Raw genomic sequence first — 22164 nt, 5'->3', positions numbered from 1 at the left:
GAACCATCGTGGCGGCGACCGGTACGCCGGGAGCAGGGCCGAACCCCCTGTCCCGCCCGGGACCTTCGGCCCGGAGGCGGTGGGGCCGGTCAGCGGGCGGCGTCCACCGGGACCAGCGTGGGGAGCAGGTCGGACAGCGCGGTCGGGCGGCCGTACCGCCAGCCCTGGCCCTGCCGGCAGCCGATCGCGGTGACCGCCGCGTGCTGGGCGCCGGTCTCCACCCCCTCGGCCACCACGGCCAGGTCGAACGCGCCGGCCAGCCGGTTGACCATCTCGACCGTGGCGTACGCGCGGGCGTCGCCGGCGTCCAACCGGGACACGAAGGACCGGTCGATCTTCAACTCGGTGGCCGGGATGCGGTGCAGGTAGCTCAGCGAGGAGTAGCCGGTGCCGAAGTCGTCGATGGCGATGCGGACGCCGAGGTCGCGCAACTGGGCCAGCCGGTCGAGCACGGCCTCGCTGCCCTCGATCAGCGCCGACTCGGTGAGTTCGAGCGTGAGCGCGCGGGGCGGCAGTCCGGCCGCGCCCATCGCGCCGGTGACCGTGGCGATCAGGTCGGGTCGGCACAGGTGGGCGGCGGCGATGTTGACGGCCACGGTCACCTCGGGCGCGTGCTCGCGCCAGGTGGCCGCCGCGCGGCACGCCTCGTGGATCACCCACCGGTCGATGCCCAGGATCAGGCCGGTCTCCTCGGCCAGCGGCAGGAACCTCGCCGGGGTGAGCACCCCGAGCCGGGGGTGCCGCCAGCGCACCAACGCCTCCGCGCTGCGGACGGTGCCGGTGGCCAGGTCCACGATGGGCTGGAACTCCATCAGCAGCTGACCCTCGTCGACGGCCCGTCGCAGATCGGCGATCAGCTCGGCCCGGCCGACCGCCGACTCGCGCAGCTCCGCCGTGCACGTCCGGTACGCGGACTTGCCGGAGGCCTTCGCCGCGTACATGGCGATGTCGGCGTCGCGGAGCAGATCGGTGTGCGAGGTGTGCTGCGGCCCGTACTCGGCGATGCCGATGCTGGCCGACGGATGGACGCCGAGGTCCTCCTCGCCGGGCAGCGGTTCGAGCGCGGCGAGCAGCCGCACGGCGAGCCGCTCCGGCGACACCGGGCGGTCCCCGGCGACCAGGACCGCGAACTCGTCCCCGCCGAGCCGGGCGATCATCCCGTCCGGCCCGACCGCGTCCCGCATGCGCTCGGCCGTGGTGCTCAGCAACCGGTCCCCGGCGGCGTGCCCGAACCGGTCGTTGACCTGCTTGAAGCCGTCCAGGTCCAGCAGCACCACGGCGACCGGCCCGCCGGCGCGCAGCGCGCGGCGCAGCCGCCGGATGAACGTCAGCCGGTTGGGCAGGCCGGTGAGCTGGTCGGAGTAGGCGAGCCGGCGCAGCCGGCCGACCAACCGCAGGTTCTCGTTGGCGGCCAGCCCCTGCCGCAGCGCGAGCACGCCGAGCAGCGCCATCATGCCGACGAAGACCAGGTGCGGGGTCTGCCCGGTGGGACGCCGGGACAGCATCACGGCGACGATGGCCCCGCCCACCGGCAGGTACGGCAGCGCGACCCGCCACCACGGCGGCAGCGGCGACTCGACGTCCTCCTCCCCGTCCCCGCAGGCCGGGGGCGGGTAGCGGGTGGCCAGGCCGACCAGCAGGTAGCTCAACGGCCAGCAGACGTCGACCGGGTGCCCGGGCGCGTAGCTGCCGTGCGCGACGAGCGAGACGTAGACGGTGTCCGCCCCGGCCCGGATGGCCAGGCCCGCGCCGATGACGGTGAGTGAGCGCCACATCGGGCGGCCCGGCCCGGCGACCGCCACCAGGATGGTCAGCTGCATCAGGTCGAACATCGGGTAGAGCAGCCCGAACGTGCGCAGCGGGTCGGCCAGGTCGGCGTCGGCCACGTCGCGGAACACCAGCAGCCAGCCGATCGGGATCAGCGCGAGCCCGACGATCACCCCGTCGAGCAGCGTGCGGGCCTGCCCGATCAGGCTGCGCGGGCCGGCCCGGGAGCAGAGCAGCGCGGCGGTGCCGGTGACGATGCCGGCGGTGAAGAGACCCCCGACCAGCGGCGTGTGCGGCAGGCCGATCCCGCCGAGCCGCTCGATCGTCCACACCGTACGGCCGAGCGCGGCGAGCATCATGGTGGCCGCGAGCAGGCTCCAGAACCGGCGCAGCGCGTGCGGGTGCCGGCGGGCCGCGCCGACGCAGAGCACCGCCGCCCAGCTCGACACCGCCATCGCGCCGAGGTCGCTGACCAGGGCCGCGCCGGGCAGGCCGGCGACCAGCCAGATCATCTCCCCGAGTACGACGACGACGGCCGCGACGAGTCCGACACGGCCGGCGAGCGGGTGACGGGCCGGCGCCGCGACGGCGAGGCTCACGTCGTGCTGGGGGACAACGATGCGCTCCGGCTCTCTTCCAGACGTGCACCCTCGGTGACGAGGACCGGACGGCGGACGACGAACGGCGCAAGCCTAGCCAGCGCCGGGGGCCGCCGCCAGAGTCGTTCGTTGTCGGTCACCGGACCGGTGAGCCGGGCGGGTCCGGCCCGGCGGGGACGCCGGGCCGGATCCGCGGTCGTCACTGGACGGTGACGTTGTCCACGTAGACGGCGGAGGTGCCGCCCGCCCCGCTGCCCGGCACGAACTGCACGCCGATCTCCCGGACGTCACCCAGGTTGGCCACGCCGGCAAGCGACAGCGACAGGTTCACCCCGGCCGAGGTCACGGCCACGCTGCCGCCGTCGAACCACTGCCAACCGGCGCCGGTCTTGACGTACAGCTTGGCCTGGCTGCCGGCGCCGAAGCTCCCCCACGGCGCGACCCGCGCGGTGGCGCGCAGCGTGGTCCGCCCGCTCAGGCTGGTGGTGGTGGTCTTCTTCAGGTACGCGGCCCCGGCGCCCAGGTTCACGTCGGACTTGAGCGCGCGGGTGCCCTGCGACGCCCACTCGGTGACCTGCCACGGCCCCCCGGTGACGTTGGCGCCGGTCCACCCCTCGGTGCCCGACTCGAACCCGTTGAGCAGGGTCCCGCCGGACGGGGGCGGGGTGGTGGTGCCACCGCCGGCCGGCTCGGTCACGGCGCCCAGGTCGACCTCGCCCCGGTTGGCGATCCAGGAGTTGTTGAACAGCGTGCTCGCGCCGGAGTTGCGGGCCGGGCCCCAGCCGTCGTTCCAGGCCAGGAAGTAGGACGTCTTCGGGTAGCTCTGCTGGAACGCGGTGATCCAGCGTCCGTAGTCGAACGAGCCCTGGCTGTCCGGACCGATCTCGGCGAACGCGAACGGCTTGCCCAACCCGACCAGCTCGGCGTACGCGGACTGGATGCCGGAGACCTGCGGGTTGTCGTCGTACGCGTCCATGCCGACGACGTCGGTGTAGGAGGCGCCCGGGTAGTAGGCGGTGCGGTTGCCCCGGCTGAAGTCGGCGGAGTAGACCCAGAGCAGGTTGTCCAGCCCCTTGGTGCCGGTGAGGTAGGTGTACATCTGCTGCCAGACCTGCTTGAACGTGTTCGGGTCGCGGTTGCCCCACCAGAACCAGTCGCCGTTGACCTCGTGGAACGGCCGGAACAGCACCGGAACCCCGGCGTTCTCCAGGTCCTGCAGGCCGGCGGCCATCTTGTCCTGGAGCTGCCGCCAGCGGGCGCCGGCCGCGGTGGACGGGTTGAGCAGGTCGGCGAAGTTGCCCATCGGCGTGTTCAGGCCGCCGCCGTTGGCGTTGGCCGGGCTGGGCAGGTGCACGCTGATGGTGACCAGACCCCCGCTCGCCCACCAGGACTTCAGCGCGCCGTTGCAGGAGTGGTCGACGAGCGCGGTGATGTCGGAGTTGGTCGCCCAGCCGGAGCCGTAGTCGCAGCTGAGGATCGCCGGGTACTGCCCGGTGGCGGAGCGCAGCTCCTCGGTCTGGTTGAGCGAGAAGCCGCTGTTGCTGTAGCCGCCGAAGAAGCCGGAGGCGATCCGGTTGCTGCTCCGGTTGGGCAGGTGGGCGAGCCAGTTGAGCACGTCGCGGGTGGCGGTGGAGGCGTTGGCGTTGACCGGGGAGACGGTGTGCGCGTCGGCCGGGGTGACGACGGTGAGCGCGGTGACGGCGGCCAGGACGGTGGCGGCGGCGGTCGACGCGAGGCGGAACCTGCTGCTTCGCATGGGTCACCTCATTCGGTTCGTGGAGGGCGGTGGTGTGGCAGCCACCAGTGCACTACTGAACCGATTAAGTTTCAAGCATGTGAATGGATTGATACGGCTACTCCTCGTGATGCTCCGGCGGGCCGCCGTGCGTCCACGGCGTCTCCTCCGGCGCCGGGAACGCGCCGCCCGGCAGGAAACCGTCCGACAGGCTGGTCAGGCAGATCCGCTCCCCCACCTCGGGCACGCTGCCCGCCGGAGCGGACAACCCGCGGCCCATCCCACCGGACAGCTCCAGCACCGCCTCCGTCTTGCCGTCCGCGCCCGGGGTCAGGAAGACGATCCTGGCCTTCTGCCCCGGGCGGGCCGGCGACCACAACGTCGCGCCCACCGGCATCGGCACCGGCTCGGTGGTCACCACCTGGATCCGGGGACGCAGCACCGGCCGCCGGCCGGAGTCGTCCACCCGCTTCGGGTCGGCGAGGGTCACCTCGCCGACGAACGCCTCCCCGACCAGCCGGTGCTCGGCCATCACCAGCGGGTCGTCGTACGCCCGCTGCACCGTCCACGCGGTCGCCGCCCGTTCCAGCCGCTGCAACCGCAGCGCCGCCGCCACCGCGCCGTCGCGGCGCGGCTGTGGGCCGCCACCGGCGTCGACGTGCTCGGCGTACGCGGTGAACGCGTCCCGGTCACCGGCCCACCGACCGGCCACCCGGGCACCGGGCGGCAGCGCCCGCAGCAGCCCCACGCCGCGCCACATCAGCTCCCAGGTGGGCGCGAGCTGGTCGCGCAGCAGCCCGGCCAGCTCGTCGTACGCGGCGGCGCGGGCGGCCGGGTCGTCCTCGGTCCGCGCGTACGCCTCGATCGCCGGGGCGAGCCGGTGGTTGTCGAAGTCGGGGTCGGTGGCCGGCCCCGCCGGCGGGCACCGTGCCGGGTCCTCGGCCGCCACCGCCGCCTCGGCGCCGGTCAGTCCGGGCGGCGGGTCGAGCCAGCCGAGCACGGCCGGCAGGTGCAGGTCCTCCACCGCGCTCTGCCCGGTCGCCCAGTGCAGCGTCAACGCGTCCGTCAGCGCCAGCAGCGCGGCCGACCCGGGCTGCTCGGCGCGCTCGGCGAAGAACGTCGCCCAGCGGCCGAGCAGCGGCACCGACGGGTGCACCGGGTGGTCCCCGTCGACCCGGCGGAACCGGGTGGACCGACCGAACAGGCGCAGGAACGTGACCCCGGCCGGGTTCGGCACCAGCAGTTGCGGCGCGTCGACGTAGCGGTGCCGGACGTCGCGCCCCCGGTCCACCGCCACCGCCTCGGTCACCGTGCGGAACGAGTCCAGGTAGGGCAGGACGACGCCGGCCAGCTCGGCGGCGAAGGCGAAGCGCTGGTCGCGGTTGCGCGGCTGCGGCACCACCAGCAGCCGGGCATCGTCCGGCGCGGCGCCGACCAGCGCGGCCAGCGGGGCGTTGGCCTCACCGGCCAGCGCGAGCGGCACCAGCACCAACGGCCGGTCGGACAGGTGCAGGTGCCGGACCGTGGCCACCGGCTGGGCCCGCCCGGTGGCGACCGCCTGCGCCCGGGCGAGCGCGCGCAGCGTACTCACGCGGGGTTGCCGGTCAGGACCTCGGCCCGCAGGCGCGCGGCGGCGCGCAGCAGCGCGGCGGCCTCCGCCTGCTCCGGCTCGGGGGTGCGGACGCCCTCGGCGAGCGCCAGCACGTCGGCCACCTCGACGACGCCGCCGAGCGCCTCGCGGACCGGCCGGCCCAGCGCCCCGGTGTGGCCGCGCGCCTCGTGCCGGCAGAAGGCGGCCAGCTCGCAGGCGGCCAGGCAGTCCGGCGCGTAGCGGGCCGGCACCTGGTGCAACGCGGCCGCGAGGGTGGCCGGGTCGGCCGTCGGGTCGGCGGTGAAACCGGCCGGCACGGCGGCGAGCAGATCGTCGACCCGGGCCATCCGGGCCAGTTGGCGGCGCAGCACCAGCAGTTGCCGGCGCACGTCCAGCAGGCTGGCCACCGGCTGGTTGGTGAAGTCCCGCGGGCAGACCAGCACCACCTCGTGCGACACCAGCTCCGGGTCGCGGCCCTCGGCGGCGAGCAGCTCGCGCAGCGCCAGCACGTAGACGGCGGACTGGATCGCCGCGGCGGCGACCTTGGCCGGGTCGGCCTGCCCGTCGATCACCGGGAACGACTTGATCTCCACGACGTGGAATTGGCCGGCCAGGCGCGCGGCGACCAGGTCCGGTTCCAGGTGCACCCGCCGGCCGGCCACGTCCAGGCCGAGCAGCGGGTGGTCGAAGAGCGCGGGACCGTCGCCGCCGGCGGTCAACGCCGTCCGGGACCGCTCCGGCCGGTCGTCGTCGGCGCCGAGGTCCGTCCAGGTCGCGCCGTCCGGCACCGGTACGCCGAGCCGCTCCGCCACCAGGCGCAGCAGCTCCGCCCCGCCGTCGGCCTTGACCTGCGCCTCGAACGCGTTGCCCCGGGTGATCGCGAAGCGGGACTGCCCGAAGCGGGCCGGGAAGCCGAGCCGCTCGGCCAGCGCCGGCTTGTCCGCACCGGCGCCGTCCAGCACGGCGCGGCGGGTGCAGCCGGGGTTACCGGTCAACGCGGCGACGGTGCGGGCGTTGTGCCGCCGCGGCGGCCCCCCACCCCGAATCTCGCTCAGCCGATCTTCCACCCGATGAAGTGTAAGGAAGGGCCCCCTCTTAACGCCTCCGGTAGAGGCGGGGCCCCCTGTTAACACCCCAGGGGTCAGCGGCCGGCGGAGCGGTTCCACGGTGACCGCGGAGACAGCGCCCCCGCCGTCGGTCGACTGCGACGACGGCGCCGGCGACCGGGCGTGCACGGCGGGCGAGCGGCGGTGTGCACCGGTACGGCGGACGGAGGCACCGGCTGCCGCCCGATCAGCCAGCAGAGGAAACGGGTCACGGTCAGCCGACCGGGAGGCGCTCGGCGTCGGCGCGGGAGATCTCGTACTCGGCGCCGCAGAACGTGCACTGCTGCGCGTACCGGGTGCGTACCGGGATCAGGGGGATGAAGAAGAGGCTGAACTTGGTGGCCCGCCGGGTGATCACCTGGGCGGCCTGGTTCCCGCAGTGGCGGCAGACCTGGGTGACGACGCCGGACCGGTCGACCTTGGTCCGCAGCCCGAAGATGAAGAACATCGCCCGCCATTACCCACCCGGGGCACGTGTTAAGCGGGGCCCCCTCCTCTACCGGAGGCGTTAACAGGGGGCCCCTCCTTACACCTCAGAGCCAGATGGGCTGCCAGTTCGAGACCTCGTGGAAGCGCCGCAGCTCGGCCAGGCCGGCGACGGTGCCGGTCCACGCCGCGTACGGGGGGTTGCCCTGGTCGAAGCCGGACTGCACGAAGGTCAGCTTCGTCCGGCCGCCGGACTCGGCCAGCTCCCACGAGCTGACGCCGGTCGGTCCCCAGTCGACGGAGATCGCCTGCCCCGGCGTCACGTCGAGCACCTTGGCCGCGTAGCCGGCGTCGAAGCCGCCCATCGCGTAGCGACCACCCGCCCACGGCTCGATACCGATCGGGTAGCCGAACCAGGCGCTCGCCTGCTCGGAGTCGGTCAGCGAGGTCCACACCTTGTCCATCGGCGCGTCGATCAGCATCTCGCCGCGCAGGTCGGCCGAGGTGAAGTCGGTCCGCGGCAGCAGCGGCCTCCCCTCCAGGTGGGCGTTGAGGTTGGCGATCGCCAGCGCCCAGAACGTCTGGAGCACGCCCCGGATGCTGCTGCCGTTCATCGCCTCCTCGAAGGAGAAGTGGCTCTGCCGCAGCGTCAGGACGGTGGCGTCGCCGTCGGGCTCCAGCTCGAACTCGGTGGTGGTCTCCACCCCGTCGAGCGTCCACGCGAAGCGCAGCGTCTTCTCGTCGGCGTGCAGCAGCCGCTGGTGCGGCACGTCGCCCTCGGGCGTGTAACGGCCCCAGAACTCGTACCGCCCGGGCAGGTCCACCTCGGCGTGTTCGGCCAGCCAGACGCGCAGCTCGGCGGGATCGGTCAGCGCCCGGCGGACGGTCGCCACCGGCGCGGCGAGACGGGCGCGGACGGTCATCGGGTCACTCATGCTGGTTGCCCTTCGGGTAGCAGGCCACGGCGAGCTTGAAGGCGTCTCCCTCGGCGCCGCCGTAGCGGGTGAACAGGTCCTGCAGCGTCGACTGCAGGTCGTGCAGGAACTCCTGCCGCCGCTCGGCGGGCACCCGGATCTCGCCGGAGACGCCGATCGACGGAAGCTCGGGGGCGGCGCGGTCCAGCCCGGCGATGTCGGCCTGGACCTCCTCCATGAGGTCGAGCAGGTAGCCGAGGCTCAGCTCGTCCTGCGCCCGGCGGGCGCCGCCGATGCGGCCGACCAGCCGCGGGGAGAGCCAGTAGGACCGGGCGGCGGCGCGGTAGATGCCCTCGTTGATGCCGCGCACCCGCCGCTCGGCAACCTGCTCGGCCAGCCCGGCCGCGACCAGTTGCTTGACGTGGTAGTAGACGCGCTGCGGCGTCTGCTCGAGCCGGGCGGCGACCTCGGTGCAGGTGCGGGGCTCGGCCAGTTGCCGCAGCACCTCGATGCGCTGCGGCTTGAGCAGGGCTTCGGCCTGCTCGCGCTGTTCCAGATACAGGACGTCTCTCATGGCAAAAACAAGTCTGTACGTAAAAAACTTGCTTGTCAATAGGGACGACGAGAGGCCGCACGATCCGTGCGGCCTCTCGTCGGTACGGGTGTCAGGGCGTCCAGTCGGGGCGCAGCGGGTAGCCGTTGACCCCCTGCGGGCCGTTGTGCGTGGCGAGGACCTGGTGCAACTGGATGCCGTTGCGCTCGAACGCCATCCGGGAGCCGGCCATGTAGAGGCCCCAGACCCGGGCGGTGCCCGGACCCACCTCGCCGACGCAGAAGTCCCAGTGCTCGACCAGGTTGCGGCACCAGCCGGCCAACGTCAGCGCGTAGTGCTGGCGCAGGTTCTCCTCGTGGTGCACCTCGAACCCGGCGTCGTGGATCTCGCTGATCAGCCGGCCCGGACCGGCCAGCTCACCGTCGGGGAAGACGTACCTGTCGATGAACGCGCCGGAGCGGTGCGGGGCGCGGTTGTCGGCGCGGGTGATGCAGTGGTTGAGCAGCCGGCCGCCGGGCTTGAGCCGGGACCGCAGCGCGCCGAAGTAGGCCGGGTAGTTGCGCACCCCGATGTGCTCGGTCAGCCCGATCGAGGAGATCGCGTCGAACTGCTCGCGCGGCGCGTCCCGGTAGTCGAGGTGCCGCACCTCGGCCAGGTCACCCAGCCCTTCCCGCTCGATCGCGGCCTGCGCCCACTGCGCCTGCGCCCGGGACAGCGTCACACCGAGCGCCTTCACGCCGTACTCCCGGGCCGCGTGCCGGACCATGCCGCCCCAGCCGCAGCCGACGTCCAGCAGCCGCATCCCCGGCTTGAGCGCGAGCTTGCCGGCGACCAGGTCGTACTTGGCCCGCTGCGCCTCTTCCAGCGTGTCGCCCGGGCTGCGGAAGACCGCGCAGGTGTACGTCATGGACTCCCCGAGCACCTTCTCGTAGAAGGCGTTCGACACGTCGTAGTGGTGGGAGATCGCGTTGCTGTCCCGCGTCCGCGAGTGGCGCAGCCCGTTCACCACCCGCTTCCAGCGCGGCGCCGCCTCCTGCGGCGGGGGCGGCGGCGGCATCAACCGCTCCCAACCCAGCCCCTTGACCAGGGCCAGCGCCTCGCCCACCGGCGGCATCCGCAGCGGCATCTCGTCCTTGAGCACGCGCAACGCCTCGTACGGGTCGCCGGGGTGCACCCCCTCCAACCCCAGGTCGCCGCTGACGTAGGCCCGCGCCATGCCCAGGTCGCCGGGCGCGGTGAGCAGGTAGGACAGGCCCCGCTCGGTGCGGATCGCCAGGGTGATCCCGGCGTCGGCCGGGCCCACCGCGCTGCCGTCGTATCCGGTGACGCGCACCGGCAGGTCGCGGGTGGTGACCGCGCGGATCACGTCCGCCACGGTCGGTCCGGTGCGCCGGCCGCCCGCCGGCGGACCGGCCGGGGCGCTCGCCGCCCCCGGTGTTCGGTCGGTCAGACTCATGCTCGGGATACCGCCTTCTCGTACAGTCCGGTGAGTCGGTGGTCCGGGTCGTAGCGGTCCTTCACGGCGCGCCAGGTGTCCCCGCCGTAGAGCCGGTCGAACGCCGCCCGGTCGTAGTACGCGTCGGAGTAGAGCGACTTGTGGCCGCCCACCTCCGACACCATGCGCTCGATCTGGCGGTTGACGTCGCCGTCGGCGGCTCCCGCCGCGATCGGCACGCTCCCCCAGAAGCCGATGTTCACATAGGTTTCGCCCGGTCGGAGCGGATACAGCGGCCACGCCCGGGCCGATCCCCGGCCGGCCGGCTCACGCAGCCGCAACGGGCAGAGCCAGACCGGCGTCATGCCGACGTCGGCCGCGAACCAGCGCAGGAACTCGGCCGTGCGGTCCAGCGGGATCTCCACGTCCTGCACCACCCGCTCGCGCGCCGGCCGACCCCGCCACCTGTCGATCCGGGCCGCCACCTGGTGCCGGTGCTCCAGCCGGACGATGCGGTGGTAGACGTCGCTGCGCCGGTAGCGCTGCGGCCAGAGCCGCCGCACCACCGGGTGCTGCACCCCGAACGCCGCCGAGCACCAGAACCAGTCGGTGTCCCACCGCCAGAGATAGTCGTACGCGCTGAGCACGTCGCGGGTGCGGCGGCGCAGCGAGCGGTAGTAGATCTCCTGGCCGGTGTAGTCGGACGGCGGCCCCTCGGCCTCGTCGGTGAACGTGCCGAGCACGAGGTAGGACTCGCCGGGGCTGAACATCACCCCGTCCATGGCGTCGACCGGGTCGCCGGCCCAGGCACCCTTGGCGACCACCTCGGCCACCGCGTCGACCAGCTCCTCCAGCCGGTTGAACCGGATGTTGCGCAGGGCCACGTGCCGGCGGACCGGTTGCAGCTCGATGCGCAGCCGGGTGGCGTAGCCGAGGCTGCCCAGCGAGTTGGGGAAGGCGCGGAACAGGTCGGCGTGCTCGCCCTGGGGCCGGGCGGTGACGATCTCCCCGGCGCCGGTGAGCAGGTCCATCTCGGTCACCGACTCGTGCGGCAGGCCGTTGCGGAAGGAGGTGGACTCGATGCCCAGGCCGGTCACCGCGCCGCCCAGCGTGATCGTGCGCAACTGCGGCACGACCAGCGGCATCAGACCGTGCGGCAGCGTCGCGTCGACCAGATCCTCGTAGGTGCACATGCCCTGCACGTCGGCGGTGCGGGCCGCCGGGTCGACGCCGAGCACGCCGGTCAGTCCACTCACGTCCAGGCCCGGCGTACGCGGCGCGGATCGGGGGCGGAACAGGTTCGAGGTCTGCTTGGCCAGCCGTACGGGTTCCCCGGCGGGCACCGCGGCGTAGGAGCGCCGCAGCGTGTCCACCGCCCGTTCATGATCACGGACAGCGTGCATGAGATCACCTTACGCCCGGGTACGACAATTCGTGGGATGTCCACGGTGGCCTTCCGCCGACTCGCCGGCGACTCGCGGGTTACCGTGACCGCCATGGCGAATCCCGCGCTCACCGCCCTCGACGCCGCCGGCCTGCCGTACCGGGTGATCCGGCACGGGCCGGTGGCGAGCCTCGCCGAGGCGGCCGCGGCGCGCGGCGTCGAGGTGCCCGACGTGGTCAAGACGATCGTGGTGCGCCGGAGCGAGGGCGACCACCTGTTCGTGCTGACCCCCGGCGGCCGGGTCGTCTCCTGGCCGAAGCTGCGCGCCCTGCTCGGGGTGAGCCGGCTGTCGCTGCCCGACGCCGAGGCGGCGAAGGAAGCGACCGGCTACGCGCGCGGCACCATCACACCGTTCGGCTCCACCACCGCCTGGCCGGTCGTCGCCGACGAGCGGCTGCGCGGCCGGGAGATCACGCTCGGCGCGGGCGAGCACGGTACGGCCGTGGCGCTGGACGCCGACGCCGCGCTGTCCGCGCTCGACGCGACCGTCGCCGACGTCACCGATCCGGAACCGACCCGCTGAGTGGTGGCCGGCGGGCGGCCACCGGCATAGCGTGGAGGACATGCCGAAAGCCGTCTGGAACGACCTCGTCGTCGCGGAGAGCGACGACACCGTGCTGGTCGAGGGCAACCACTACTTCCCCCGCGCGGCCCTGCGCGACGACCTGATCCGCGAGTCGGACACCCACACGGTCTGCCCGTGGAAGGGCACCGCCTCCTACTACACGCTGGAACACGGCGGCGCCACCAGCGCCGACGCGGTCTGGTACTACCCGGACCCGAAGCCGGACGCCGAGATGGTGCGCGACCGGGTGGCGTTCTGGAAGGACGTCCGGGTCGTCGACTGAGTCACCGGGGCCGCCGGGGCGACTGGCCCCCGGCGGCCCCGGTGGGTCAGGATGCCCCCATGGCCGACCCGCACACCGACCCGTCCGGCACCGTCTACGGCGCCCGCCGCGCCCGCGGGGTCCGGCTGCCGCAGGACCCGTTGATGCGGATCGCGCTGGGCGTCGCCGCGGTCGGCGTACTCCTGGGGGTCTTCTTCGCCACCGGCGTGCTCGGCGGCGGCGACGGCCGACCGGTGGTGCCCGCGGCGGCCGTGCCGACCCCGGCGGCGGCCGAGCCGACGTCGGCCGCGCCCACGACGGCGGCCGCGCCCACCCCGACGGCCGCGTCGCCGAGTGCCGCGCCGACCACCCCGGCCGCGCCGGTGGCCACCCCGAAGGTGATCCGGGGCGTGCCGTCCGGGCGCTGCCTGGGCGTGATCGGCGACGACCCGGAGGGCGCGCAGGCCGCGCTGGCCGACTGCACCGGCGGCCCGGAGCAGCAGTGGGTGGTGACCCCGGTCGCCGCCGACACCTACCTGCTGGTCAACGCGGCCAGCGGCAAGTGCCTCGACGTCAACGAGGCCAGCACCGACGACGGCGCCGACATCCAGCAGTGGTCCTGCAACGGGCAGGCCAACCAGCAGTGGCGGTTCAACCCGACCGGCGCCGGGCCGGTGCTGCTGGTCGCCGTGCACAGCGGCAAGTGCGCCCAGGTCGACGACGCGGGCACCGAGCCCGGCCGGGAGCTGGAGCAGGCGCCGTGCGGCGGCGCCCCCGAGCAGCAGTGGGCGGTCGGCTGACCGGTCAGCCCCGATAGCTCCAGGCCCGCCGGCCGGCCGGCACGGGCACGGCGAACGTGGGCTCCTCGGTGGCGCGCCGGCGCAGCAGCACTGACAGCCCGGCCGCGCCGATCGACAACGCGCCGGCCACGTACCAGGCGAGCGCGTAGTCGCCGAGCCGGTCCCGGACCAGGCCGGCGCCGGTGGCGGCGAGCGCGGCGCCCACCTGGTGGGCGGCGAACACCCAGCCGAAGACCACCGCCCCGGACGCGCCGAAATACTCCCGGCAGAGCGCGACCGTCGGCGGCACGGTGGCCACCCAGTCCAGCCCGTAGAAGACGATGAACACCAGCATGCTCGGCTCGGCCCGGCCGGCGAAGAGGCTCGGCAGCACCAGCAGCGACGCGCCGCGCAGCGCGTAGTAGGCGCCCAGCAGCAGCCGGCTGTCGACCCGGTCGGTGAGCCAGCCCGAGGCGACCGTACCGACGATGTCGAAGAGCCCGACCAGGGCGAGCAGGCCGGCGGCGGTGGTCTCCGCCATCCCGTGGTCGTGCGCAGCGGGCACGAAGTGCGTACCGACCAGCCCGTTCGTGGTCGCGCCGCAGATCGCGAAGCCGCCGGCGAGCAGCCAGAACGGCCGGGTCCGGGCGGCGGCGGCGAGCGCGCCGACCGCGCGGGCCGCCGCGCCCCCCTCCGGCCGGGCCGGCGGCACGACCTCGGTGGCGCCGTAGGCGGGCCGGCCCAGGTCCGCCGGGTGCTCGCGCAGCAGCCAGACCACCAGGGGTACGACGGCGAGCGCGGCCCCGGCGACGACGAGTGCCGCCGTCCGCCAGCCGTGGTCGCGCACCAGCACCGCGACCAGCGGAAGGAACACCAGCTGCCCGGCGGCCCCGCCGGCGGTGAGCACACCGGTGACCAGGCCCCGGCGGCGGACGAACCAGCGGCCGGTGACCGTCGCCACGAAGGCCAGCGCCATCGAGCCGGTGCCCAGCCCGACGAGCACGCCCCAGCAGAGGATGAGCTGCCAGCTCTCGGTCATCACCACGGTCAGGCCGCTGCCGGCCGCCACCAGCACCAACGCGCCGGCCACCACCCGGCGGATGCCGAAGCGGTCCATCAACGCGGCGGCGAACGGGGCGGTGACGCCGTAGAGCAGCAGGTTGACCGAGACGGCGGCGGAGATGGTGGCCAGCGGCCAACCGAACTCGGCGTGCAGCGGGTGCAGCAGCACCCCGGGGGTGGCGCGGAAGCCGGCCGCGCCCACCAGGGCGACGAAGGCGACCGCGGCGACGAGCCAGGCCGGATGAAGTCGGGATCGGATCACGCACCGAGTCTCGGCCGCCTCGACGCCCGGCGACGAGTGGCCAGAAAGCCATCGTGCGCAATAATCGGGCCATGTCCGTACCGCACCGCATCGCCGTCCTCGCCCTCGACGGCGTGGTCGCCCTCGACCTCGGCACCCCGGCCCAGGTCTTCGGCACCGCCCGGGACGAGCACCAGACCCCGCTGTACGCGGTCGCCACCTGCACGCCCGGCGGCCGGCCGGTCCGCAGCACCGCCGGCTTCCAGGTGCTCCCCGACCACGGCCTGGAACTCCTCGAGACCGCCGACACCGTGATCGTCCCCGGCATCCACGCCGGTCCGCCGCTGCACGACGGCACGGTGGCCGCCGAGGTCGCCGACGCGCTGCGCGCCGCCCACGCCCGGGGCGCCCGGGTGATGTCCATCTGCACCGGCGCGTTCGTGCTCGCCGCCGCCGGGCTGCTCGCCGGCCGCCCCGCCACCACCCACTGGGCGTACGCCTCCCGCTTCCGCGCCCTGCACCCGGCCGTACGGCTCGACCCCGACGTGCTCTTCGTCGACGACGGGCCGGTGCTCACCTCCGCCGGGGTGGCCGCCGGCGTCGACCTCTGCCTGCACGTGATCCGCACCGACCACGGCAGCGCGGTGGCCAACCGGGCGGCCCGGCGCTGCGTGGTTCCGCCGTGGCGGGACGGCGGCCAGGCGCAGTACATCGAGCGACCGGTGCCGAAGGCCGCCGCGACCGGCACGGCCGCCACCCGGGAGTGGGCCCGGCAGCGGCTGCACGAGCCGGTCGCGCTGCGCGAGATGGCCGCGCACGCCCGGATGAGCGTCCGCACGTTCACCCGGCACTTCCGCTCGGAGACCGGGCTGAGCCCGGCGCAGTGGCTGCTCCAGCAGCGCACCGAACACGCGCGGGTGCTGCTGGAGAGCACCGACCTGAGCGTCGACCGGATCGCCCGCGACGCGGGTTTCGGCACCACCGCCGCCCTGCGCCAGCACTTCCACGCCCGGCTGGGCGTACCACCCACCGCCTACCGCCGCACCTTCCGCGCCCCCCACCCGCCCGAGCCCGCGCCCGCGCCTTTCGCCGATCTTGGAGTTGTGGCGCCTCAGAGGCCAGGCATGTCGGCTTTGTCAACCACCACCACTCCTTGATCGGCGTCGGTGGTCAGGCGGGATGGGGTTGTCGGCGGAGGGCGCGGAGTTGGGTCAGGTGCAGCGGCAGGTGGACCCGGATGTGCAGGTCGAGGGCGCGGCCCCAGGGAAGCGAGTCGTCGACGTCGAGGTCGAAGCCCTCGCGCAGCACGGTCTCCACGGGTGTCTCGGCGGCCGGGCCGAGGCGCTCGGCCAGCGCGCAGAGCTTCTGGCTGGTGGCCCGCAGCAGCGTGGCGAGCCCGTCCAGCCCGCCGCACTCGGAGACCAGCGCGTCGAGTTGCGGCCGGTGGATGGTGTCCAGGTCGTAGTACGCGAACGGTGAGCCGGCCAGGACCGCCTCGGTCGCCTCGCTCATCAGCTCGTCGTTGGCGGCGAGGTGCGCGACGATCTGCTCGGCGCTCAACTGGCCCTCCGGCGGCGGCCCGAACCCGCCCGCGTCCACCTCCGCGAGCACCTGGTCGTACGCCCGCCGCAACTCCGCGGCGTCCACCTCGTCCATGACCGCATCCAACCCCCGCCGCCACCGCCCACACCCCGGCTACCCGGCCCGGTTCACCCGGACGGGGGTACGCGCGAAAGCCGGCACCCCGTGTTCGGGGTGCCGGCCTTCGGTCTTACTTGGTCCAGTGCTGGGCCACGATGTCGGTGGCCTGCTTCTCCCACTGCGCGTACGCGTCCGGGTAGGCGGAAACCTGGACGGTCTGCGCAGCCTCGGTCAGCGGCATCTTCTCCCAGCCGTCGACCTGCTTCAGGCCCTTGAGGAACGCCAGGGTCGAGTACTCGGGGTCGGTGATCTGCTCCGGCGTGCCCCAACCGCTCGACGGGCGCTGCTGGAACAGGCCCAGCGAGTCGTGGTCATTCTTGTCGCCGAGGTGCCCGAGGTTCTCCAGCTTCGACTCCTGCAGGCTCGTGGCGATCGAGATGACCGCGGCCCGCTCCGGCAGACCGGCCTTCTTCGTCGCGGCGATGATCGCCTTCGCGTTGGCCAGCTGCTCGTCGTTCAGCTTGATGGTCGACTGCTCACCCTGCACGCTCGCGACAGCCACGACGGGCTTACCGGCGGCGGCATGGGCGGTGTCGGCGTGGGCGGCGACCGGACCGGCGAACACACCACCGGTGAAGGCCAGACCAGCAATACCGAGAACGCTCTTACGCAGGATCGTGTTCATGACGGGGGCTCCATTCGGGGGTCAACACACCCGGGGGGTGTGGGCACCGTCAGGCGCTCAAAAAGTCTTGGGGGGATCCGGCAGGCTCGTGAGGGCTGAGGGCCGGCTCACGGGGGCCGGGGTGTCCGGCTGGCTCGCGGGGCGGGGGCCTCGTCGCGGCGCCGGATGTGTAACGACCGGCTACCCACCGTCATTCCCGGGGGGTGGCGGGGCGGGTGCGCTCCACCTGCTCGGCCGTGCACCGGGTTACAACGCCGCCGACCCACCGCCGATTCCGCGCCCAGGGTGCCGCCCACCACCACCGAACCGGACACCCCACCCCATACAGGCCGCGCGGGTGGAAACCACGGGCGCACCCTGAGCCCCACCGTCAACCGTCCCTGTTCCACCCACCCGTAGGCCGACACGTTGCCTCACCCGAGCCGCCCAACATGCGGAAAACGACGCGCCAGGAAGCCCGACCACTGTCAGTAGCCAGTCGGCAGGCAGATCAGTAGCAAGACCGATATACCGCTGAGTCATATTCATGACCCAGCGGTATATCGCGCAGAAGTGATGTGCCGCTGCGCCGCCGGGTCGCCGGGTCGCCCGGCCATCGATCAAGGAGTCGACACGCCCCCGGAGGCAAGCCGCAACTCCTTGATCAACCAGTCGAGCGGGGGCAAGGGACGAGGGCGGGAGGGGCGCATGGACTGCCGCGACAGGCGCCGTGCGGGGCGGCGACCACCCTCATCCGGGGACGGGGAGCGGCCGCGTCGACGCCGAGGGCGCGGGGTCGCGGCGGGAGCGGGTCAGCGGCGGCCGTGACGGGCGCGCAGATAGTCGGAGACCACGTACTCGCCGAGATCGTCGAGGTCGGGCGTGAACATCCGGCCCCTCGACCGCCGCGCCACCGCGTCCACGAACCGGCGCAGCCCGGGGTCGTCCCCGAGCATGAACAGGTTGAGCGCGACGCCGTACCGGGTCAGCTTGTCCACCTCGCGGATCGTCGCCGTGATGGTCTCCGGCAGCGGCGGCCAGTGGAAGTACGCCTCGCCGTCCTCCGGGTCCAGGTGGGCGGTGGGTTCGCCGTCGGTGACCACGAGCACCACCGGCTCGGCGCCCGGGTGGCGGCGCAGGTGCCGGCCGGCCAGCCGCAGCGCGTGCTGCAGGTTGGTGCCCTGCTGCATGTCCGGCTCCACCGCGGCCAACTCCTGCTGGGTCAGCGGCATCGCCTCCCGCCCGAAGCCCACGATCTGCAACGCGTCCTGCGGGAACCGGGTCGCCATCAGGTGGGACAAGGCCAGCGCCGTCTGCTTCATCGGCCCCCAGCGCCCCTGGGAGATCATCGAGTACGACAGGTCGACGCAGAGCACCACCGCGGCGGACGCCCGGCGCTCGGTCTCCATCACCTCGAAGTCCTCGACCGCGAGCCGCACCGGCACCCCGGTGCCGGATCGGCGGACCGCGCGGGTGAGCGTGCGCACCACGTCCAGCGGCTGCTCGTCGCCGTACTCCCAGGGGCGGGAGCCGCCGCTCACCTCGCCGGCGGCACCGGCCGAGCGCAGGTCGTGCTGGCCGCGCGGGCCGGCCGTCAGGTCGGCGAAGACGCGGCGCAGCGCGGTGCCGGCCAGCCGGCGCAACGCCTTCGGGCTGAGCGTCAGCCCCTCCGCGTCCCGGGTGACCCAGCCCTGGCGGCGCAGTTCCCGCTCCAGCTCGCGCAGCCGGCGTACGTCGTCGGCGGCCTCCCGGCCGAGCGTCCGGGCGACCGCCTCGACGTCGACGTCGTCCAGGGTGGCGCCCGCCTGGTCCTGGTCGAGGGAGTCCAGCAGCTCGTCGAGTTCGGCGATCTCGTCGAGCGCGCCGGCGGCCTCGCCGTACCCGAGGGGCTGGTCGCCCCGGACCCGCTCGCCGCGCCGCCAGTTCAGGTCCGGGCGCAACGACCGCAGGTGCTCGTCGAGCTGGGACAGCTCACCGGCGAGCCGGTCGCCGAGGGACTGGCGCATCAGCCCGGCCAACTCCTCGCGCTGCCGGTCCGACAGCGACCGCATCAGCCGCTCCCCCGCCGCCGCCCGACGGGCCAGCACATCGACCAGCTCGTCGACGTCGCGCGGGCGCTCCGGGAAGAACTCCCCGTGCCGGCGCATGAACTCGGCGAACGCGTCGGTGGTGTCCTCCGAGCGGGCGTGCCGGGCGAGCAGGTCGTTGAGGTCGCGCATCATCTCGGCGAGCTGCCGCTGGGCGGCCGGGTCGGCGGCGGCCCGCGCCGCGTCGCGCAGGCCGGCGAAGCGCTGTTCCAGCACCTCGCCGCGCAGCCCGTCGAGGATCCGCTGGTAGGTCTGCCGCGCCTCGGCGCTGGCCCACTCGTACCCCTCCAGCTCGGCCACCGCGCGGGCGGTGGAGCCGGGCAGGTTGTCCAGGACCGCCTCGGCGAACCGCGCGTCGTCGCCGTCACGACCGCGCAGCTCGTCGCGCTCCGCGGCGATCGCCTGGTCGAGCAGGGCCCGGGCCCGGGTCACCGCGCCGTCCAGGTCGCCCCGACGCAACGCCTCCCGGCGCAGCCGGCGGGCCCGGGCGGCCAGGTCGTCCAGGCCGCCGCGCCCCTGCGGGCCGCGCCGCAGCAGCTCGCGCAGCGACTCCCGCAGGCTGCCGCCGGCCAGGACCTCCGCGCCGACCGCGTCCACCGCGGCGCGCACGTCGTACGGCGGGGCGAGCGGGTCGGGCCCGCCACGCCACTGGCCGTACCGGAACCGGTTGCCGGCCACGGTCAGCCCCGGCCGCCGTAGACGGTGCGCCCGGACTCGGTGACGTCCTTGCCCAGCCGGCGGGTCAGGTGCAGCCCTTCGAGGACGAACTCGATCCCCGCGGCGGCCTCCTCGGGGCTGGGCGCGTCACCGAGGCCGAGCCGGTCCAGCACCTTGGCCAGGCCGGGCACGGTGCCGACCTGGCGCAGCAGCTCGGCCGAGGAGACCAGCTCCCCGGTCTCGACCACCTCGCCCTCGGCCACCAGCGCGGTGAAGCCGGACAGGTCCAGCCCGGCCAGCCGGGCCCGGAACGTCTCGGCGGTGGCGGTGCGCAGCAGGTGCCCGAGCACCTCGGTCTCGCGCCCCTCCTCGCCGCTCTCGAACTCGACCTTCCCGCGCAGCGTGGACGTCACCGACACCGCGTCGCCGACCCGCGCGACGGGCGCCTCGGCCCGGTCGGCGGGGGTGCCGGCGAGCAGGCCGGAGCGGCGCAGCGCCGAGGCGGCGACGGTCTCCGCGGCGGCGATGGCGAACCGGGCGGAGACGCCGGAGCGCGGGTCCACCGACGGCGACTCCCGCACGGCGCGGGCGAACCGGGCCAGCACCTCCAGCACGTGCTCCGGCACGGCGGCGACCAGGTCGGCCTCCTGCCGGATCAGCGCCAGCTCCAGCTCCAGGTCGAGCGGGTAGTGGGTGCGGATCTCGGCGCCGAAGCGGTCCTTGAGCGGGGTGATGATCCGGCCCCGGTTGGTGTAGTCCTCCGGGTTGGCGCTGGCCACCAGCAGCAGGTCCAACGGCAGTCGCAGCTGGTAGCCGCGGACCTGGATGTCCCGTTCCTCCAGCACGTTGAGCAACGCCACCTGGATCCGCTCGGCCAGGTCGGGCAGCTCGTTGACGGCGAAGACACCCCGGTTGGTGCGCGGCACCAGCCCGAAGTGGATGGTCTCCGGGTCGCCGAGGGTACGCCCCTGGGCGAGCCGGACCGGGTCGACGTCGCCGATCAGGTCGCCGACGCTGGTGTCCGGCGTGGCGAGCTTCTCGCCGTAGCGCATCGAGCGGTGCAGCCAGCCGATCGGCAGGTCGTCGCCGGCGGAGTCGACGAGCGCGCGGGACGCCGGGGTGAGCGGGTGCATCGGGTGCTCGTTGAGCACCGAGCCGGGGATCACCGGGGTCCACTCGTCGAGCAGCGCGCCGAGCGCGCGGATCAGTCGGGTCTTGCCCTGCCCGCGTTCGCCGAGCAGCACCATGTCGTGGCCGGCGAGCAGCGCGCGCTCGACCTCGGGCAGCACCGTGTCCTGGTAGCCCACGATGCCGGGGAAGCGGTCCTCGCCGGTACGCATCCGGGCGAGGAGGTTGTCGCGGATCTCCTGCTTGACCGTGCGGTACTGGTGGCCGGTCGCGCGCAACGCGCCGAGCGTGCCGGGCAGCTCGGCGGGCGGGACCGGGGAAACCTGGTTGGGAGCGGTCACCCGACCCACGCTAGCTCAGAATTCCCGCACCGCCCGGTGGTCGGTCCCGCCCCGTGACCGGGACCGACCACCGGGGGCGTTCAGGCCCGCCGACGCAGCTGGTACGCGTACGCGGCGGCGGCCAGGGCGACCGCCCAGACCGGCCAGAGCGCCATCGGCAGGGCGGCGGAGTTGCCCTCGCGGATCAGGTCGGCGAACTCCGGCGCGGCGAGCAGGTCGAGGCTGGCCGCCAGCACGGCGAGGGCGACCAGCCCGGCCGGAACGACGGCGAGGAGCACCGGCACCGGACGGCCGGCCAGTCCGGGCAGCCAACGCGGGAACCGCTCGCCCCAGCGGGCCACCAGTCCCAGCGTGAGCACCGCGCCGACCACGGCGAACGCGCCCAGCCCGGCACCCGCCCAGACCGCGCCGTCGGCGCGCATCTCGGCGAGGGTCTCCCGGGTCATGCCGAGCGGGATGTCGAACAGCCAGGCGAACCGGGTGAGCGCGTAGAGCACCGGGACCACGGCGGCGGTCCACGCCGCCCACCGTCCCCAGCGGGCGGCCGAGGCGGGCGTGGTCCACGCCGGCGCCGGCCCGTCGGCGACCCGCCGCCGCCAGCGCACCAGCGCGCCGGCCAGCAGCATCCCGCCGGCCAGGGCGGCGAAGCGGGCGAACAGCGGCCAGGTGAAGAGCTCGGCGTAGTCCACCGGCGGCCAGCCGAACGGCGCGCCGATGATCAGCATCGGCGCGTAGCCGAGCAGGGCCAGCACCCGCATCCCGGGCACCACCACCGCCAGCGCGAGCGCGACGGTCGCCGCGTACCCGGTGATCAGGGTGCGCAGCGGCCGGGACGGGCGGATGCTCGTGCCGGTCATGGCCAGGGCGGCGACCGCGGCGGTCAGCAGCACCGCCGCGAACAGCGGCGGGCCGACGGAGACCGGCACCAGTCGGAGCAGGCCGGCGGCGTCGCCGCCGTGCGGGTCGTTCGCGCCGAAGGGGTAGCCGGCGCCGGTCAGCGTGGACACCAGGGCGAGCACTCCCCAGCCGCCGAGCCAGGCGGCGGCGAGCGGAGCGACCGGGTCGAGTCGATCACGAAGTGGCGGGTTCATGCGTCTCAGCCTCGGCCGGACGGCCGCCGGAACCCTCCCGCGCCGGGGTGGACCCGCTCCCCCGGGGGAGGGACCG

Annotated in this window: 19 protein-coding genes; 4 read left to right on the top strand and 15 right to left on the bottom strand. The window is 74.2% G+C overall.

Annotation, left to right across the window (positions count from 1 at the left end; genetic code table 11):
* Positions 1 to 89 precede the first annotated feature (89 nt).
* From ACN27B_RS15160 to ACN27B_RS15120, 9 genes are all read right to left on the bottom strand, one after another.
* Positions 90 to 2366, bottom strand: a complete 2277-nt coding sequence (locus tag ACN27B_RS15160) for a putative bifunctional diguanylate cyclase/phosphodiesterase (protein WP_422745555.1) — start codon at positions 2364 to 2366, stop codon at positions 90 to 92.
* Between the two features lie 199 nt (positions 2367 to 2565).
* The gene (locus ACN27B_RS15155) at positions 2566 to 4122 is read right to left on the bottom strand and encodes a glycosyl hydrolase (protein ID WP_422745553.1); all 1557 of its coding nucleotides are present in this window, start codon (positions 4120 to 4122) and stop codon (positions 2566 to 2568) included.
* Positions 4123 to 4219: 97 nt separating this feature from the next.
* Entirely contained in the window at positions 4220 to 5692 is a 1473-nt protein-coding gene (locus ACN27B_RS15150; protein WP_422745551.1) for a hypothetical protein, read from the bottom strand.
* Positions 5689 to 6759: a hypothetical protein gene (locus tag ACN27B_RS15145; RefSeq protein ID WP_422745549.1), complete on the bottom strand. Its 1071-nt coding sequence runs from the start codon at positions 6757 to 6759 to the stop codon at positions 5689 to 5691. Before ACN27B_RS15145 ends, ACN27B_RS15150 begins: the two co-directional genes overlap by 4 nt.
* Before the next feature lie 253 nt (positions 6760 to 7012).
* Complete coding sequence (locus ACN27B_RS15140; RefSeq protein WP_091581433.1) at positions 7013 to 7246, bottom strand: zinc-ribbon domain-containing protein; 234 nt, start codon at positions 7244 to 7246, stop codon at positions 7013 to 7015.
* A gap of 85 nt (positions 7247 to 7331) precedes the next feature.
* Positions 7332 to 8159: an SRPBCC domain-containing protein gene (locus ACN27B_RS15135; RefSeq protein WP_422745547.1), complete on the bottom strand. Its 828-nt coding sequence runs from the start codon at positions 8157 to 8159 to the stop codon at positions 7332 to 7334.
* Positions 8152 to 8712, bottom strand: a complete 561-nt coding sequence (locus ACN27B_RS15130; protein ID WP_099162424.1) for a winged helix-turn-helix domain-containing protein — start codon at positions 8710 to 8712, stop codon at positions 8152 to 8154. The genes ACN27B_RS15135 and ACN27B_RS15130 overlap by 8 nt, the downstream gene beginning before the upstream one ends.
* 91 nt (positions 8713 to 8803) lie before the next feature.
* On the bottom strand, positions 8804 to 10147 hold the full coding sequence (locus ACN27B_RS15125; RefSeq protein WP_422745545.1) for a class I SAM-dependent methyltransferase: 1344 nt from the start codon (positions 10145 to 10147) through the stop codon (positions 8804 to 8806).
* Positions 10144 to 11529, bottom strand: a complete 1386-nt coding sequence (locus tag ACN27B_RS15120; RefSeq protein ID WP_422745543.1) for an FAD-binding oxidoreductase — start codon at positions 11527 to 11529, stop codon at positions 10144 to 10146. Before ACN27B_RS15120 ends, ACN27B_RS15125 begins: the two co-directional genes overlap by 4 nt.
* A 93-nt stretch (positions 11530 to 11622) precedes the next feature.
* Here ACN27B_RS15120 and ACN27B_RS15115 point away from each other — a divergent pair, with 93 nt between their 5' ends.
* From ACN27B_RS15115 to ACN27B_RS15105, 3 genes are read left to right on the top strand one after another with little or no spacing between them, the layout of a single operon-like run.
* The gene (locus ACN27B_RS15115) at positions 11623 to 12093 is read left to right on the top strand and encodes an aminoacyl-tRNA deacylase (RefSeq protein WP_253866674.1); all 471 of its coding nucleotides are present in this window, start codon (positions 11623 to 11625) and stop codon (positions 12091 to 12093) included.
* Positions 12094 to 12133: 40 nt separating this feature from the next.
* Positions 12134 to 12418, top strand: coding sequence for a DUF427 domain-containing protein (locus ACN27B_RS15110; protein WP_091581459.1), 285 nt, complete (start codon positions 12134 to 12136; stop codon positions 12416 to 12418).
* A 59-nt stretch (positions 12419 to 12477) separates the two neighbouring features.
* Entirely contained in the window at positions 12478 to 13197 is a 720-nt protein-coding gene (locus ACN27B_RS15105) for an RICIN domain-containing protein (RefSeq protein ID WP_422745540.1), read from the top strand.
* A gap of 4 nt (positions 13198 to 13201) precedes the next feature.
* On the opposite strand, the gene ACN27B_RS15100 is transcribed toward ACN27B_RS15105, so the two are convergent.
* A complete protein-coding gene (locus tag ACN27B_RS15100; RefSeq protein ID WP_099162429.1) occupies positions 13202 to 14500 on the bottom strand; it encodes an MFS transporter in 1299 nt (432 codons plus the stop codon).
* A 71-nt stretch (positions 14501 to 14571) separates the two neighbouring features.
* Here ACN27B_RS15100 and ACN27B_RS15095 point away from each other — a divergent pair, with 71 nt between their 5' ends.
* The gene (locus tag ACN27B_RS15095) at positions 14572 to 15636 is read left to right on the top strand and encodes a GlxA family transcriptional regulator (RefSeq protein WP_422745538.1); all 1065 of its coding nucleotides are present in this window, start codon (positions 14572 to 14574) and stop codon (positions 15634 to 15636) included.
* Between the two features lie 13 nt (positions 15637 to 15649).
* Here the strand turns inward: ACN27B_RS15095 and ACN27B_RS15090 are convergent, their stop codons facing one another.
* The 5 genes from ACN27B_RS15090 to ACN27B_RS15070 all read right to left on the bottom strand — a co-directional run bounded on the left by ACN27B_RS15090 (position 15650) and on the right by ACN27B_RS15070 (position 22088).
* Positions 15650 to 16126, bottom strand: a complete 477-nt coding sequence (locus ACN27B_RS15090; protein ID WP_172968029.1) for a hypothetical protein — start codon at positions 16124 to 16126, stop codon at positions 15650 to 15652.
* Positions 16127 to 16250: 124 nt separating this feature from the next.
* Complete coding sequence (locus tag ACN27B_RS15085) at positions 16251 to 16805, bottom strand: hypothetical protein (RefSeq protein ID WP_422745536.1); 555 nt, start codon at positions 16803 to 16805, stop codon at positions 16251 to 16253.
* A gap of 791 nt (positions 16806 to 17596) precedes the next feature.
* Complete coding sequence (locus ACN27B_RS15080; RefSeq protein WP_099162432.1) at positions 17597 to 19549, bottom strand: vWA domain-containing protein; 1953 nt, start codon at positions 19547 to 19549, stop codon at positions 17597 to 17599.
* A 2-nt stretch (positions 19550 to 19551) separates the two neighbouring features.
* Positions 19552 to 21006 carry a magnesium chelatase gene (locus ACN27B_RS15075; protein ID WP_396822464.1) on the bottom strand — a complete coding sequence of 485 codons (1455 nt, stop codon included), beginning with the start codon at positions 21004 to 21006 and terminating at the stop codon, positions 19552 to 19554.
* Between the two features lie 71 nt (positions 21007 to 21077).
* Entirely contained in the window at positions 21078 to 22088 is a 1011-nt protein-coding gene (locus ACN27B_RS15070) for a hypothetical protein (protein WP_422745533.1), read from the bottom strand.
* Between the last annotated feature and the right edge of the window lie 76 nt (positions 22089 to 22164).

Origin of the sequence: Micromonospora sp. WMMD754 (assembly GCF_049315235.1) — a bacterium.
Taxonomy (GTDB): Bacteria; Actinomycetota; Actinomycetes; order Mycobacteriales; family Micromonosporaceae; genus Micromonospora; species Micromonospora sediminicola.
Note: the sequence above shows the minus strand (reverse complement) of the source record. Positions and strands in the feature narration are given on the sequence as shown.

Bases quoted from the DNA above. Each gene is read 5' to 3' on its own strand.
- ACN27B_RS15155 (WP_422745553.1), bottom strand. From the start codon at position 4,122: ATGCGAAGCAGCAGGTTCCGCCTCGCGTCGACCGCCGCCGCCACCGTC.
- ACN27B_RS15125 (WP_422745545.1), bottom strand. From the start codon at position 10,147: ATGAGTCTGACCGACCGAACACCGGGGGCGGCGAGCGCCCCGGCCGGT.
- ACN27B_RS15070 (WP_422745533.1), bottom strand. From the start codon at position 22,088: ATGAACCCGCCACTTCGTGATCGACTCGACCCGGTCGCTCCGCTCGCC.
- ACN27B_RS15115 (WP_253866674.1), top strand. From the start codon at position 11,623: ATGGCGAATCCCGCGCTCACCGCCCTCGACGCCGCCGGCCTGCCGTAC.
- ACN27B_RS15110 (WP_091581459.1), top strand. From the start codon at position 12,134: ATGCCGAAAGCCGTCTGGAACGACCTCGTCGTCGCGGAGAGCGACGAC.
- ACN27B_RS15105 (WP_422745540.1), top strand. From the start codon at position 12,478: ATGGCCGACCCGCACACCGACCCGTCCGGCACCGTCTACGGCGCCCGC.
- ACN27B_RS15085 (WP_422745536.1), bottom strand. From the start codon at position 16,805: ATGAACACGATCCTGCGTAAGAGCGTTCTCGGTATTGCTGGTCTGGCC.
- ACN27B_RS15140 (WP_091581433.1), bottom strand. From the start codon at position 7,246: ATGTTCTTCATCTTCGGGCTGCGGACCAAGGTCGACCGGTCCGGCGTC.
- ACN27B_RS15135 (WP_422745547.1), bottom strand. From the start codon at position 8,159: ATGAGTGACCCGATGACCGTCCGCGCCCGTCTCGCCGCGCCGGTGGCG.
- ACN27B_RS15130 (WP_099162424.1), bottom strand. From the start codon at position 8,712: ATGAGAGACGTCCTGTATCTGGAACAGCGCGAGCAGGCCGAAGCCCTG.
- ACN27B_RS15120 (WP_422745543.1), bottom strand. From the start codon at position 11,529: ATGCACGCTGTCCGTGATCATGAACGGGCGGTGGACACGCTGCGGCGC.
- ACN27B_RS15095 (WP_422745538.1), top strand. From the start codon at position 14,572: ATGTCCGTACCGCACCGCATCGCCGTCCTCGCCCTCGACGGCGTGGTC.